The organism is Lyngbya sp. CCAP 1446/10, from assembly GCF_026130175.1.
In the GTDB taxonomy this organism is placed as follows: Bacteria; Cyanobacteriota; Cyanobacteriia; order Cyanobacteriales; family Microcoleaceae; genus Microcoleus.
In genome coordinates this window covers 14,129-28,804 of the sequence record NZ_JAIGNI010000038.1, presented here as the reverse complement: position 1 = coordinate 28,804, position 14,676 = coordinate 14,129, and the positions used below count along the sequence as shown (strand labels likewise).

Sequence of the window (14,676 nt, the reverse complement as noted above, 5' to 3'; positions counted from 1 at the left end):
TGCTTAAGTCTGAATTAACTCTTAATTTGCAAAGCTCTCCCGCGCCAAGTCCATCCCCAACCAGTTTCGGTTTTGATGGCGGAACCGATCGCAATTGCCGCAATTAAGACTCCTCCCAAACCTCCCAACCACCAGTATTTCGTCGGACAGTCGGAAATTTCGGCACCCAAACGGCGTAAAGTGTAATGCTGCCAAATTACGATCGCAGATAAACCAATAGTTAACAAAGTAATCGGCAAATGGTAATTAGTAATTGCTAATTGGTGATTGGTAATTATGTTGGCGATTTCGCCGTTAGCCAGTAAAATACCTAATGCCAACCACGGCATCGGATAAAGAAATAACATAATTGCGGCCATGTAAATCATCATTCCCCAACTGCGCTTAGCGCCGAGATACAGATTCTTTGTCCAGCCTTCCCACAATGCGCTCCAAGACCGATACATCCGCACGGATGCCAAATTTGAACCCGAATAAAGTGCGAGCTTTAAACCTGCACGTTTGATGCGTCTAGCTAATTCCACATCTTCGACAATTTCGCCGGCAACTGCTTCGTGTCCGCCGATTTTTTCGTAAGCCGATCGCCTAAACAGCATAAATGGGCCACCCGCAAAAGCACTATCTGTTTTTGAGGAATCATTAACCGCCGTAAAATCGAAGCAAACTGCTAGGTGATTGAACATTAACGGCTGCACTAACCATTCGGCAAAACACTCGCAAACCAGCGCTGGCATACAGGTAAACAAGTCTATTTTGCCATTTTCTGCTGTTGCAATCGCCGTTTCGATCGCCCCCGGTTTCAGCCGCACGTCGGCATCGATAAATAATAGAAATTCTCCGGTTACTTCCTGAACAGCTTGGGCGCAGGCCCAGTTTTTGCCCGCCCAATATTGGTTGGCCGGTCGCGCCTGACCTGCTAATATTTTGAGGCGGGGGTCGTTGAACTGTTGTTGTAGAGTTTGGGCGATCGCCAATGTGTCGTCTGTCGATCGATCGTCTACAATCAAAACCTCTAGGTTGTCCACAGACAGGGCTGTACTCTCCAAAATGGCGATCGCGCAATCCCGAATATTCTCAGCTTCGTTGTAGGCTGGTACGATTACCGAAACTTTGGGGAAGTCCCCCGCCGACGGAAATAACTGCTGATCCCTACTGCTGTCGGTGCGAGGCGCATTTTTGACGCTGAGGCGCAAATTCTTAGTGTAAGCTCTACTTACAATCAGAGAAAAAATTACCAGGGTTAACAATATCAAAGCGAACTGACCTCAAAATTTCGGTGCACAATTTGTCTCCTTAAATTTTAAAAAATATTAAAACAAAAAGCTAGTCGATCGCCCAAAAAGTTATTTCGGTCGCCTCCTTTGCTATAATTTGTGAGCATCTTTCGGCTCTACCGCAGCAAGGGGCAAGACCCCTCACCCAGTCAGCGACCGAAAAGCCGAGGATAGATATCAGTTAAGAGAGGATATTGCAATGGGCGAATTTCTGACAGTCGATGTGTTTGCGAATACGATAGCGGTAGTCGGCGCTTTGGGTTTTTTCTTTTTGGGCTATCAAGCTTTGCAGATGTTGAAAAAATAAAGTATGCCAGAAGTTGAAGGAAGAAGGAAGAAGGAAGAAGGAAGAAGGAAGAGGGAAGAAGGAAGAAGGAAGAGGGAAGAAGGAAAGAAAAAACAATTCCCAATTCCCAATTCCCAATTCCCCATGCCCAATGCCCAATGCCCAATGCCCAGGAGCAACTAAGTTATTATCATGGTGAGCCAACTTTTAGATGGACGCTATCAAATCCTTGAAGTCATAGAAACAGGAGAATTTGGACAAACCTATCTGGCGAAAGATATTCGTCGCCCCGGTGAACCGCAGTGCTTTGTCAAGCACCTGCGTCCCGGTAGCAGCGAACCGAAATTAATTAATACTACGCGCCGTCTTTTCCAAAAAGAAGCAGAAGTTCTAGAAAAGCTCGGTCAACACGACCAAATTCCTCAGCTATTTGCTTATTTTGAAGAAAATGAAGAATTTTTCTTAGTTGAATCCTTTGTTGCCGGTCACTCGCTATCCACCGAGATTGTACCGGGCAAACCTGTTACCGAAGAAAAAATTATTCCTTTGCTGAAGGAACTATTAGAAATTTTAGTGTTTGTACACGGACAGGGCGTAATTCATCGAGATATTAAACCAGCAAATTTAATCCGCCGCTATGCGGACAACAAGTTAGTTTTGATCGACTTTGGCTCGGTGAAAGAGATTCACATCGCTCAAAGACAAGCGCCGGTAACTGTGCGGATTGGTACGCTGGAATATATGCCGATCGAGCAATTTCAATATAATCCACAACTCAACAGCGATATCTACGCCTTGGGAATGATTGGCATTCAAGCCATGACGGGTTTGCCGGCTTACGATTTGCCCAAACTGCGGGATTTGAAAAATTCTAATCGAGGCGAAATTGTTTGGCGCCATTTAACCACCTGCTCCCAAGCGCTGTCCGATGTTTTGGACAATATGGTGCGCTACGATTTTCGGGAGCGCTACCAGTCGGCGGCGGAGGCTTTGGCAGATTTGCGGAAAATTGGCGATCGATCGCGCGCGCGGATACCCAAACTCACAATCTATCGCGAAGAAGTCGATCGGCGCAGCAGCAATCGCGGTGACATTACAGTCGTCGGTCGGAGAATATTAGAAGAATTGCGCGTCAGTTTGGAATTGCAACCTGAAGAAGCAGAGGCGATGGAAGATGAAGTATTGAACCCCTATCGTAAATACAGGGAAAAAGGCGAACGCTACGAACAATCTCTGCAAGAAGCCATGCAGCAAGAATATCCCTTTTCTGTGGAAACTCGCGAGGAATTAAAACGCTTGCAGCAAGTTTTAGGACTTACCGACGAAGATGCCACGAGAATCGAAGAATTAGTCGTTCCTAAATCTTTATTCGGTAAATTGTATAAGGCGATCGCCATAGTTTTGGAGGGACACCGCAACCCCAATCCGCCACTAGCCAGCAGCGCTGTTCCACTCGGCGTGCAGGCAACTCCGGCGGTATCCCCGGAGGTAAATTTGAACGGAAAAGGGGATTTGTCGTTAGCGCAGCCCGCCCCTACGGGGGCTACGCCAACGGAGAGGATCGCCAGCCCCAGCACCAGCAGCGCAGCAATTGTCCCCAAAGAACCTCGCAAATTCAATCCTTATATCGCCGGAGCAACCATTGCAGCACTCTTAACTGCGATCGGTGGAATTTACGGATACCTCAAATGGCAAGAAAGACAGCAGCTAGTGCAGCAAGAAGCCCAACAATTCAATCGAATCGATGCTTTTTATCAAGAAAGCAATTATGAAGGCTGCATCAGCCAAATACCAACAATTGCCAACACTTCCAGCGCCTATACGTCCGCTCAAAACTTACAAGAAAAGTGCCAAGCAGGTCTCCACTGGAAAAACGCCAAAGTCAAAAACTTCGCTCAGCATTCAGATGCAGTTGGGGCTGTTGCTTTCAGTCCAGACGGCTTAATGTTAGCCAGCGGTTCCAAAGACAAAACCATCCAAATTTGGGATTTAGCCACAGGCAAATCGATCCGCACTTTCCCCGGAGATTCCTCCACCATTTGGTCGGTTGCTTTCGACGCAAAGGGTACGAAACTGGCGACAGGAACAGGTTTTTGGAGAGTCATGTTGTGGGATTTGAAAACAGGGCAAGTTACTCGCAGTCTCGATCACACTGCATCTGTTTGGTCTGTCGCTCTCAGCCCCGACGGACAGCTCGTTGCTAGCGGCAGCGGAGACAAAACCACCAAGATTTCGGATGCAGCAACTGGCAATTTGATTTACAATTTACCAGACCATACAGATTTTGTTTATTCTGTTGCTTTCACTCCCGATGGCAAAAGTTTGGTTAGCGGTTCTAAGGATAAAAAAATTACAATTGTTGATGTAGCAACGGGGAGGTTGATCAAAACTCTGGAGGGACACGGCGACGCGGTGAGGTCGGTTGCTGTGAGTCCAGACGGCAAGACAATTGTTAGCGGTTCCTACGATGAAAGCATTAAAATTTGGAATCTCGAAAGTGGAGATTTAATTCGTTCGATTAAGGGACATTCTGATGATATTGTCTCAGTTGCTATCAGCCCGGACGGGAAATTTATTGCTAGCGGGAGCAAGGATAAAACTATTAAAGTTTGGGACTTTGAAACCGGAGAATTGCTGAATACTTTGACGGGACATACCGATGAGGTTTATGTAGTGACTTTTAGTCCCGATGGCAAAACTATTGCTAGCGGTTCTAAAGACAATACTATTAAGTTGTGGCTCAGATAATCGGAAGGAAGAGGGAAGAAGGAAGAAGGAAGAAGGAAGAGGGGATCATCTCCTTCTACTCGTTACCAGGCTCCGGCCTGGTAACGCAGATCCGGAGGCTCTGCCTGCATTTTTTCAAGGGAGGCAGAGCCTCTAGATCTCAGTTCCCAGGCTGGAGCCTGGGAACCAGTTAAACAGATAATTGCGCTAGCGCTGCTACGGATCGCCTCTCATTTAATTGCAGTAATTAAGCTCATTTTCTAAGAATTTGGGAAAGTGCCAAGCATGGGTGCAATACCAGGCTCAAGAAACTGGGTTTTTTCACCGAGATTAAGGATTTTTGCTAATATTTTAGTTGAAAAACCCGGTTTCTGGGTATTCATGGGTACAGAACTAAATTACCAATTACGCAAAATACCAGCGTACCGCACTGTTTCTGAGAAAGGCTATGCAAGCCACACAATTAAGTCATGGACAAAAAAATTAGATTTTAGCTCAAACTCCTAGTAAAGGCTGTGGAGTTAATCTAAAATCTAAAATCTAAAATCTAAAATCGATTGACTTTAGCTTAAACTCCCAGTAAAGGCTGTGGAGTTAATCTAAAGTCTCAACTCTAAAATCTAAAATATAAAATCAAAAAGCTAACATCGATTGACCGCTGAGTTCGTAAACGATCGCACCCAAAGACGCCAAACTAGCTAAAATCAGCATTCCAGCCGGCATAAACTTGCGAGTTTTGACCAACCGTACAATAAAGACTACTACTAAAGCAGCAGAGATGGCTGCTGCTAATGTTAAACCCCAACTTTGTCCCATGAGTTGTGCGGTGCCGGCAAAAATCAGCAGCGAACCGCTAATCAGGCCGGAAATGAGCGAGGCTTGGCTTTTGGCTTTGATGTAACCCATGATGCCACCAATTAGTGTCAAAACGCCGTAGCCGATCGCCGCTGCTATACCTAAATTCATTTTTAATGCCCCAAATTTCACAAGTGCATCTAAATTTATACAGCGATAGCTGCAATTACAGTCACAAATTGTTAGAAAATTTATTAAACCCAGTCAGAGTATCTATCTAACTGTTATACAATTGCCATTATGTCAGCCCTAACTTCTGGTGCGATCGCCCAAATCCGTTACCTCCAACGCCAAGCAGCATCCCTGCTGCTGTATCAATCAGTCCTCACAAGCCCCCCAGCTCAAGCCTTTCTCGACTTGCTGCAAGCTCTCCACCACAGCGAAGTCAGCGCTTTAGACTGTCAGGTGGCTTACGGCAAATGGTTCAAAGTTCAGGCCGCTCAAAATCTGAGTTGGAAAGATTCTCTGATTTGGGAAATTCTCAAAGACGAAAATCCATTTTCTCGCAAGGCTCAACAAACAGATTTTGCGAGTTTGCCACCAGCTTTGGTGGAGGCCGCCAGACACGATTTACAAGTGCTGCAAAATATTTACGAATGCAGCAGCGAACAGTTGAGCAAGTGGGTGCGAGTAGCGGGTCAACTTGACGTAGTGCCTCCGATTTGGCATTCCGAAACTGTAACAGAACCGGGCGATAAACCCCTGCACGGACAACTGGAAAAATGGTCTGGTGCTGCGGAATCTTTGGCAGAATATTACCGAAATTTTGGTACTGGTTTGTTTGCCGAATATCGCGCTTTTAGCTGGCGCTCCGGGCAGTTGGCGAGTATTTCGCATCCCGATCGCATAAATTTGAAAGAGTTGGTTTGCTGCGATTGGCAGCGCGATGCTCTGGTGAAAAATACGGAGTTTTTGCTGGCTGGTTATCCGGCTTTGCACGTTTTGCTGTACGGGAGTCGCGGTTCGGGTAAGTCTTCTTTGGTGAAGTCGCTGTTAAATGAATTTGGCGATCGCAATCTGCGCTTGATTGAAGTATCTAAATCTGACTTGCAAGATTTGCCACTAATTGTGGAGAAGTTGCGGGAAGTTCCTCAAAAGTTTATTATTTTTGTCGATGACCTTTCCTTTGAAGAAGATGATGATGCTTTTAAATCCTTGAAAGTGGTTTTGGAAGGCAATGTCACCGCCCGGCCTCAAAATGTTGTAGTTTACGCCACATCTAACCGCAGGCATTTAATTCGAGAGTTTTTTGATGATAGGCCTCGCCCCAGCGACGGAGACGAAGTTCACGCTTGGGATACTGTGCAGGAAAAACTCTCATTTAGCGATCGGTTTGGCTTGACTTTAACTTTTGAACCTGCGGATCAAAACACTTATTTAACAATTGTCCGACATTTGGCAGAACTGGCTGGGATCAAGCTCGCTGTTGAGGATTTGGAGCACCGCGCTAAGGAATGGGCAACTCGTCGCAATGGGCGATCTGGAAGGACTGCGCGGCAGTTTGTTGATTTCCTAAAAGCAGATTTAGCTTTGTTTGACAAGTAGATTGTCTGCGCTGGGAGAGCTGGTTTTACCAGAAAGAATTGGTTTAAAGCCTCTCCCTTTTATGGAGAAATTAAAATCAGACGATTCATTACTGCAATCCTCTTTCTTCCAGGTCAACTGTCAACTGTCAACTGTCAACTGTCAACTGTCAACTGTCAACTGTCAACTGTCAACTGTCAACTGAACGGAGATATCGCAAGGTAATTCAGGCTCTGAATCAACCCACCCTTGCAGCGCCGAAGGGCAAAATAAAAATTCTTAATTTTTTCATAATTTTATTGATAATAAATAACTCAGCAGATTTGATATAATTGTCGAAATTCCCAGCCAAGGAAACATCTAAAGCCAGAGCCCATCGGGACTCCATGAATCGACTACTAAATAATGAGGAAAGTATCATGGGTTTATTTGATAAAGTATCGCAGACTCGCCAACAAACTGATGTCACGTTAGGGCCTGCCGAAGCATTTGCGGCGATCGCGCTAATTGCCGTAGCAGCCGATGGTTACATCAACGACAGCGAAAGTAAAGCGATTAGTATGACGCTATCTCGGATGCAATTGTTCCGCAGCTATCCAGATGATGTGATGCGAAAAATGCTCGATCGGCTGCTGATGATCCTGCAACGACAAGGAGTTCAGGTACTGTTTGATGCGGCTTTGGCAACGCTTCCAGACGAACTTAAAGAAACAGTTTTTGCTGTGACAACTGATATCGCTTTAGCAGATGGCGAAGTCTCAGAAGAAGAAGAACAACTTTTGAATGATCTTTACTGTGCATTGGATCTTTCCGAAGAAGTTGCCCTCAAGATTATAGACGTGATGTTGATAAAAAACAAAGGTTAAGAAAGCAGGGGAAGCGGAAGGAGTGAGGAGGGCGAGTTTGAGAATATAAAAAATTAGCCGCTGCTTAGTTAGCCGATCGCTGCTGCAAAAGTGCTGGTTTACCGATATGATGGTTGGTAAAATTCAGCTTTAATTTGCGATCGCCCGCTACTACCTCAAATGCCTTTCACTTACACCCGCACTGTGCGCTTTCAAGATACCGATGCTGCTGGAGTCGTTTACTTTGCTAACGTTTTGGCGATGTGCCACGAAGCTTACGAGGCATCTCTAGCAGCATCGGGCATCAATCTCAAAGAATTTTTTAGCAATCCCCAGGCAGCTTTGCCCGTAATTCATGCTACTGTAGATTTTTATCGCCCTATGTTTGCGGGCGATCGGCTGACGATTCAACTAACGCCCAAACAAATTGCTGGCGATGAATTTGAAATTGCCTATCAAGTATTTTCTGGGGAAGTTGCAGGAAGAAGCGCCGCTAAAGCTCTTACTAAGCACGTCTGCATCGATGCAGTAACGCGAACTAGAAAACAGCTATCTGAAGACTTAATGCAGTGGATGAGGCAATTTGAAATGTGAGATTTCAGATAACTTCTATCTTTAAATAATAGCAGGTAATGACACTCAAATTTCTGTTTAGTTGAAAATTCATTCCGACTTATTTATAGCCTTGATCAGAAAGATGAGGTACGCGAACGGCATAGGGCTATGGGCTATGGGCTATCCTCACCATGCTTGAGAAGCGCTATATATTAAGTAGTTCGACTTAATTAAATGTAAAATATAGAGGAATCAAAAACGAAAGGCTCTAAGCATTCTTCCATCTTCCATCTTCCATCTTCCATCTTCCATCTTCCATCTTCCATCTTCCATCCGTTACATCCGTTACATCCGTTACAAAATCCGTTGCCGAACTTCCTTCTTCCTTCTACTTATGACAAATCGCAATTATGCCATCATCGGCACGGGAGCTTTAGGCGGATTCTACGGTGCTAGACTGCAAAAAGCAGGTTTAGAAGTAAATTTTTTGCTACGCACCGATTACGATCGCGTCAAAAAACACGGTTTGACGATCGAGTCTCCCGAAGGCGACTTCACCCTCCCACAAGTCCGCGCCTACCGTGACGCGGACAAAATGCCTCAGTGCGACGTAGTAATTGTCGCACTGAAAACCACGCAAAATCACTTATTGCCCAAACTTTTACCTACTTTATTAAAGGATAACGGCACGGTTTTAGTATTGCAAAACGGATTGAATACCGAACCAGAAATAGCTAAAATTGTCGGTGCCGAGCGAGTAGTTGGCGGACTATGTTTTCTGTGTTCTTATAAAGTTAGCCCCGGTCATATCTGCCACATAGATTACGGTACTATTACCTTGGGTGAATATTCCCAAGACTACAAAACCATCGGTATTACTGACAGATTGCGCCAAATTGCTGAGGATTTTCAACGGGCTGAAATTCCCATAGAAATGAGCGAAGATTTACTGTTGTCAAGGTGGAAAAAGCTGGTGTGGAATATTCCTTATAACGGGCTGTCTGTGATTTTAAATGCGAGAACCGACGAATTGATGGCGAATCCCGATACTTTGATTTTGGTTGAGCAAATTATGGCGGAAGTGATAGCGGGCGCTCAAAGTTGCGATCGCATTATTCCCGATAATTTTATCCCAAATATGCTGGAATATACTCACAAAATGAAGCCTTACCGCACCAGCATGAAAATCGATTACGATGAATCGCGGCCGCTGGAAGTAGAAGCGATTTTTGGCAATCCGATACGGGTAGCCGAAAAAGCAGGTGTTAAGTTGCCACAAATAGAGGTACTTTACCGAATGTTGAAGTTTGTGGACGTTCAAAGGCAAGAAGCAGAAAGGACGAGAAGGCTGTTAGGTGTGGAATAATAGATACAGGTTTGTAGTGAGGACTTTAGTCCTTTGATTTATGCGGACTAAAGTCCTCACTACGAACCATTTTGATTGCAATTTCTTGCAATTGTTCTCGATTGACTTTCCCTTGAGCATTCCGGGGCAATTCTTCGACGACAACCCAATTTTTCGGCTGCTTAAACTTGCTCAACTTATCTTCGATTGCTGCTTGCAAATTTTTGACAGTAACTTCGGAATTAGCGGGAACATAAATCGCCGTAACAACTTGACCCCAATCTTTGTCAGCTAAGCCAATTACAGCAACATCGGCAACTAAATTAGTATTCTTAATTGCGGCTTCGACTTGTGCAGGAAATACGTTTTCTCCGCCGCTGATAATTTTGTCGCTGCTGCGGCCGACTATATTTAAACAGTTATTGTGATCGATAAATCCCAAATCGTCTAATTGAAAGTATTGCTGAGCGCCAAATTTTTCAGGATAATAACCCAAGGCTAAAGATTTAGCATTAACTGCAATATTTCCAATTTGATTTGAGCACAAAATCTCACCATTGGGACTGCGAATAGTTATTTTCGCGTGGGGTAAAGCTTGACCATAACTGTTGTTTCCGGCGAGAAAATCTTCGGGTTTGAGTGTAGCAATTTGTGAAGCGGTTTCTGTCATGCCGTAACAGGGTGCTAGTTTGATTTGATAGTTTCTAGCTGTTGCTAAAAGTTCCGGCCAAGCGGGAGCACCGCCCAAAAGTACGGTACGAAACCGGGACAACCAATTAGCTGTATCTGGGTTTTGCAGCAGCCGTTGCAGTTGAGTTGGGACTAAGGAAATGAAAAATTCTTCGGGTTCGATATCGAATTTTTCGCCGTATTCTAGTGCTTTAAACGGCTGGATTACCAGTTTACCAACCGTGGTAAACGATCGCATAAACTGCATGAAACCGCTGACGTGGTATAAGGGCAAAACGCAGAATGAGTTGATTTTGTCAAGTTGAAAATATTGTTGAAAACCTTGGACTGATGCGGTGAGTGTTTCCCAAGTGTGGATGGCAAAACGGATTTTTCCCGATGAACCGCCGGTGGGAATCATGATTTGATCTAATTCATCAATTTCGGGTGAATTGAATTCGCGGTTATACAAAGGAAGAGAGGGGAATATTTTTTTAAACTCAGCAGTTTGTCCGAAAATTAAGTCTGGTTGGACTAAATCAAAGACTTGTTCCCATTCTTGTTTTACCCAGTTGGGATTGCAGAGGAAAATCTGACATTTGGCGGCACGGGCGCTGATGAAGCTGGCAAGAAATTGCAGGGGTTCTGATTCTGCGATGCAAATTTTGGGGGGTATTTTTTGGGCGGGATTTTTGGTGATTTGTTGAAATTGCCGATCGACAATTCGAGTAAATTCGCTGCTGTCAACACCGATTAGCCAATTATCGGGAAATTCAAAGGGTAGATTCAGACTATTTACTGTGATTTTTTTTGCCATAGATGCTTTAACCAGGTGTCTTGATTGTCGTCGAACCAGCTATCGGTACCGAAGCCTAGGGCTCTATTATTTAGAGACAATTCTGTTGCTAAATTTAAGGCTGCTTGTCTGCCGATTTTGGTTTCAAATACTGATGAGAAAACTGCGTCTATATTGTGAGTTTGACAAAATTTTCGGAGTTGGGATGGGGAACCGCCGATCGCAGGTTTGATGACAAAAATTCCCCGCCAACCTTGGCTGTAGCATTCTTGGATGCGATCGAGGTTGGCTGCGGATTCGTCTAGGGCGAGATCCGTTGCATAAATAGCATTCAATTCTACCATTTCCTGAAACTGGGCGATCGGCAGTGGCTGTTCCAAAAATTCAATATCTGCCGCCAAGTCGGGTGTTGCTGTCACGCGATCGCAAGCTTCCAGCCATTTTTGGGCCTCGGAATAGGTGAGTCCCCCATTAGCATCTAAGCGTAAAAGTGCTGTTTGGCGATCGCACAAATCGTGCATTGATCCAATTAGCTGCTGAAAAATCGTTAATTCTTCCTCAATTGCAGCAACGCCAATCTTCCATTTAAACGTGCGATGTCCCTCCAACCAAAGCATTGGTAAAACCTGCAAAGCCGTTTCACCAGCAGGCAATAAACCGCTGTACTGACTTAAATTTTCGCTTTTATCCCCTTCTTGGCAAGGGGGGCTTGGGGGGGGTGAATTTGGCTCGTTTGATAGTGCTGACTCAAAGCCAAATTGACAAGCTGGTAATTCAGCAGAAATCGCAAAAATCATCTCTGATGAAATATTAGCAGGTAACTGTTGACAAAAATCTAAAGCTTGCTCAAAAGTTTCGGAACCAAACCAACTCAAAGGGGCAATTTCTCCCCAACCAATTCGACCATTTTCGTCAATCAGTCGCAGGATAATTCCTGATCGAATATCCCAAATTCCGTGACTTGTTCGCAGCGGGCGCTTAAATTTTCGCTGATAGCTGCGAAACTCAAATTTATATAGCATTTACTTTTAGTTAATCATCACTAAGGCGAAAGAAACCGGGTTTTTAGCTAATCTGTGGACGACAACCAAGGATTTTTGTAAAAAACCCGGTTTCTGACTACCGGTCAATCATCACTAAGGCCGAAGAAACCGGGTTTTTACCTGATTTGTCGGTGACAACAAACATTTTCGTAAAAAACCCGGTTTCTGACTGCCCGTTAATCATAAAATTGTCTCACAACTTCCACAAACTTATCAATGTTTTCAAAATGGATATTGTGACCAGCGTTTGGTATAATGTTGAGACTAGCGGCCGGACATAAGCTGGCAATTTCTGCATTAATACTTTGAAATTTACGATCATCTTCTCCCACTAGCAAGAGAATGGGGATTTGATTTTGTGTTAGTTTTTCCCAAAGAGATGGTTGGTTGCCGGTTCCCAGGTTGCGGAGTGATTTGGCTAATTCTAAGGGATTGTTTGCTAAGCGGGTTTCGATGAGTTGGTCGAATTTGGGAGATTTTTTTAAGGATTTGAATAAAGGGCGATCGTACCAGTTTAAGATAAAATCTTTAATGTTGCTATTTTCGAGGTTTTGTGCTGTTTGTGAATCGGCTTGTCGTCTGTGCGATCGATCTTTTTCACTCTTCAATCCCGGAGAAGCTGACTCTAACACGACTTTCTCGAATCTTTCAGGAAAATGTAATGTCATGTACAGCGCCAATCGCCCGCCCATTGAATAGCCCAACAACAAACATTTATCTATTTGTAAATCATCTAATAAGTGGATTAATGCTTGGGCTGTGTTTGACATATTGTAGCAACTTTCGTCGCCGTTGACTCTGGTTTGTCCGTGGCCGGGAAGGTCAACTGCTAGACAGCAATAATTTTTAGATAGTAAGGAAATGACGCTGCTAAAGTCTTGATTGTTTCCCGTGAATCCGTGCAAAAATAGAATTATTGGCTGATTTTTGTTACCAGTTAAGGAATAATGAAATTGATAATTTTTAGATTTTTCCATATTTACTGAAATTTAATTTCCGCATCGCCAACAGATATGACTGCTTGAAAACGAGTGAGAAAATCCATACCAATAAGACCATTTATACGAATATTTGGTGGTAGATTATGGGCAACTATCTCAAAATCTTCTATTAGTTGACCCACACAATTAAACCAAGATACATTAATCACAGGAGCATAAATTATTCCTTGACCTGTAACTAATTCTTGTCTGCGTAAAGGATTGCCAGTATTATAACCCAAATTTTGTAACACTTGAACTGGCAATATTGTGAAGCTAGATCCTGTATCTACCAATAAACGCACCCGCAGAAAATTGCCCCCTTCTCTACTGCCAATAGTTGCTTGCACGGCCAGCAAATTTTGCCCATAACGCAACAAACGGTAGGTTTTCTGAGAATTTGGCATTTTCGTCATAACATCACTGCTAGGTTGTCAGGTATCAGTCCAGTATATTCTATGGCTACAGATTTTCCATTCCTTAATGAAAGCTTACTATAAATTTCATCGCGTTCTGTTGCATGGGCTAAAACTTCACCTCTAATCACACTTAATTCTTCATCTAATTCAGGATTGACGATGAGTACCCACTCATCAGGATACAGACTAAAAATTTCTTCTAGAGTCAGGATTGGGCTAATTTCAACGGGCGTGCTCATGATTTGCTTCTCCATGTTGGTGATTCAAGATCAAACTGTTTGTAGTAAGGACTTTAGTGCTGATTGACTAAAATCTTAGAAACAGGACTAAAGTCCTCACTACGAACCGTACTTCTATTTTACCGAAATTTTCGATAATCGCCAAATCTACAAGACAAACCCTAGCGCCAGCAGCAATCCGCTGGAAAAATGCAGCGCGAGTGCGATAAACTTAGAGTTGCTGACCTTTTCCGGTTGGTCGTGATAGTCTGTGACATGGCGACAAAGGTCGATCGCAAAAAACAAACTCCCAAAAATCAACAGCGTCCAAATTGGGAACATTCGCAACGCCACAAACAGTACAGTCAAAGCATAAATGCTGCCGCACAACCACTGCAACAACAGCGCACCTTTTTTCGTCCCGATTCGGACAATCGGCGATTTTTTGCCGGCAGCCAAATCATCCTCAACTTGATGAAAGTGAGAACAAAATAAGATGATACTCGTAGTAATTCCCACGATTGCCGAAGCCGCAAAATTAGTAGCAGACCAAGTTTGAGTTTGACTGTAATAAGCAGCAGCTAAAGCTAGCGGCCCGAAGGTGAAAAAGCAAATAATTTCGCCTAAACCCTGATAGCCCAAACGAAACGGAGGCCCTTGATAGGTGTAGCCGAGGGCGCAGCACAAAACTACTAGCAAAATTACTGTTGGGTCTTTTTGCCACCAGGAAATAGCGCAGATTCCCGACACTCCGACGGCTAAAAATAAATTGGCTATCCAGAAAACTAAAGCTTTATTTCCGGTTAAGTTAACTACGGAATGCGCTTTGTTTTTATCGATGCCTGTTTCCGAGTCAAATACATCATTGCTGAGATTCAGCCATGCTATAATCAAAATGGCTGACATTAAAAATGTCGAAAAGATTGACGAATTAATCGTTTTAGTTTCGGCAAAAGCTATGGCAGTTCCTACTGAAATGGGAATCACGGCAACGCTGTACATGGGTGGCTTGATTGCCGCCAGCCACAATTTACTATTTGAACGCTCAATTAACTTTGTTGTCATTACACAAACTTGATTCAATTGATAGCAGCTTGGTAATTTTACAATTTAATTGGTAAAGAATGTCTGCTCTGTCTT

The 14,676-nt window shown here is 43.9% G+C and carries 14 protein-coding genes; 6 read left to right on the top strand and 8 right to left on the bottom strand.

Annotated elements, in window-relative coordinates:
• Positions 1 to 14: 14 nt before the first annotated feature.
• Positions 15 to 1,253, bottom strand: coding sequence for a glycosyltransferase family 2 protein (locus K4039_RS16880; protein WP_265236718.1), 1,239 nt, complete (start codon positions 1,251 to 1,253; stop codon positions 15 to 17).
• Positions 1,254 to 1,584: 331 nt separating this feature from the next.
• Between K4039_RS16880 and K4039_RS16875 the strand changes: the two genes are divergently transcribed.
• A complete protein-coding gene (locus K4039_RS16875; RefSeq protein WP_265236716.1) occupies positions 1,585 to 1,743 on the top strand; it encodes a hypothetical protein in 159 nt (52 codons plus the stop codon).
• A 9-nt stretch (positions 1,744 to 1,752) separates the two neighbouring features.
• Entirely contained in the window at positions 1,753 to 4,308 is a 2,556-nt protein-coding gene (locus K4039_RS16870) for a protein kinase (protein WP_265236714.1), read from the top strand.
• Positions 4,309 to 4,920: 612 nt separating this feature from the next.
• Here the strand turns inward: K4039_RS16870 and K4039_RS16865 are convergent.
• Positions 4,921 to 5,253 carry a TMEM14 family protein gene (locus tag K4039_RS16865; RefSeq protein ID WP_265236712.1) on the bottom strand — a complete coding sequence of 111 codons (333 nt, stop codon included), beginning with the start codon at positions 5,251 to 5,253 and terminating at the stop codon, positions 4,921 to 4,923.
• Positions 5,254 to 5,382: 129 nt separating this feature from the next.
• Here K4039_RS16865 and K4039_RS16860 point away from each other — a divergent pair, with 129 nt between their 5' ends.
• The 4 genes from K4039_RS16860 to K4039_RS16845 all read left to right on the top strand — a co-directional run bounded on the left by K4039_RS16860 (position 5,383) and on the right by K4039_RS16845 (position 9,432).
• The gene (locus tag K4039_RS16860; RefSeq protein WP_265236710.1) at positions 5,383 to 6,687 is read left to right on the top strand and encodes an ATP-binding protein; all 1,305 of its coding nucleotides are present in this window, start codon (positions 5,383 to 5,385) and stop codon (positions 6,685 to 6,687) included.
• Between the two features lie 398 nt (positions 6,688 to 7,085).
• Positions 7,086 to 7,532 carry a tellurite resistance TerB family protein gene (locus K4039_RS16855; RefSeq protein ID WP_265236748.1) on the top strand — a complete coding sequence of 149 codons (447 nt, stop codon included), beginning with the start codon at positions 7,086 to 7,088 and terminating at the stop codon, positions 7,530 to 7,532.
• Between the two features lie 159 nt (positions 7,533 to 7,691).
• Positions 7,692 to 8,105 carry a thioesterase family protein gene (locus K4039_RS16850; RefSeq protein ID WP_265236709.1) on the top strand — a complete coding sequence of 138 codons (414 nt, stop codon included), beginning with the start codon at positions 7,692 to 7,694 and terminating at the stop codon, positions 8,103 to 8,105.
• 355 nt (positions 8,106 to 8,460) lie between these two features.
• Entirely contained in the window at positions 8,461 to 9,432 is a 972-nt protein-coding gene (locus K4039_RS16845; RefSeq protein ID WP_265236708.1) for a putative 2-dehydropantoate 2-reductase, read from the top strand.
• A gap of 25 nt (positions 9,433 to 9,457) precedes the next feature.
• Here K4039_RS16845 and K4039_RS16840 read toward each other — a convergent pair whose 3' ends face one another.
• The 6 genes from K4039_RS16840 to menA all read right to left on the bottom strand — a co-directional run bounded on the left by K4039_RS16840 (position 9,458) and on the right by menA (position 14,601).
• Positions 9,458 to 10,897 (bottom strand): 2-succinylbenzoate--CoA ligase, encoded by a 1,440-nt coding sequence (locus K4039_RS16840; RefSeq protein ID WP_265236707.1) that lies wholly within the window; start codon positions 10,895 to 10,897, stop codon positions 9,458 to 9,460.
• The gene (locus K4039_RS16835; protein ID WP_265236706.1) at positions 10,876 to 11,898 is read right to left on the bottom strand and encodes an o-succinylbenzoate synthase; all 1,023 of its coding nucleotides are present in this window, start codon (positions 11,896 to 11,898) and stop codon (positions 10,876 to 10,878) included. The genes K4039_RS16840 and K4039_RS16835 overlap by 22 nt, the downstream gene beginning before the upstream one ends.
• Before the next feature lie 197 nt (positions 11,899 to 12,095).
• On the bottom strand, positions 12,096 to 12,896 hold the full coding sequence (gene menH / locus K4039_RS16830; RefSeq protein ID WP_265236705.1) for a 2-succinyl-6-hydroxy-2,4-cyclohexadiene-1-carboxylate synthase: 801 nt from the start codon (positions 12,894 to 12,896) through the stop codon (positions 12,096 to 12,098).
• 2 nt (positions 12,897 to 12,898) lie between these two features.
• A complete protein-coding gene (locus K4039_RS16825) occupies positions 12,899 to 13,315 on the bottom strand; it encodes a TIGR02281 family clan AA aspartic protease (RefSeq protein WP_265236704.1) in 417 nt (138 codons plus the stop codon).
• Complete coding sequence (locus tag K4039_RS16820; RefSeq protein WP_106151164.1) at positions 13,312 to 13,557, bottom strand: hypothetical protein; 246 nt, start codon at positions 13,555 to 13,557, stop codon at positions 13,312 to 13,314. Before K4039_RS16820 ends, K4039_RS16825 begins: the two co-directional genes overlap by 4 nt.
• A 147-nt stretch (positions 13,558 to 13,704) precedes the next feature.
• Positions 13,705 to 14,601, bottom strand: a complete 897-nt coding sequence (gene menA / locus K4039_RS16815; RefSeq protein ID WP_265236702.1) for a 2-carboxy-1,4-naphthoquinone phytyltransferase — start codon at positions 14,599 to 14,601, stop codon at positions 13,705 to 13,707.
• Between the last annotated feature and the right edge of the window lie 75 nt (positions 14,602 to 14,676).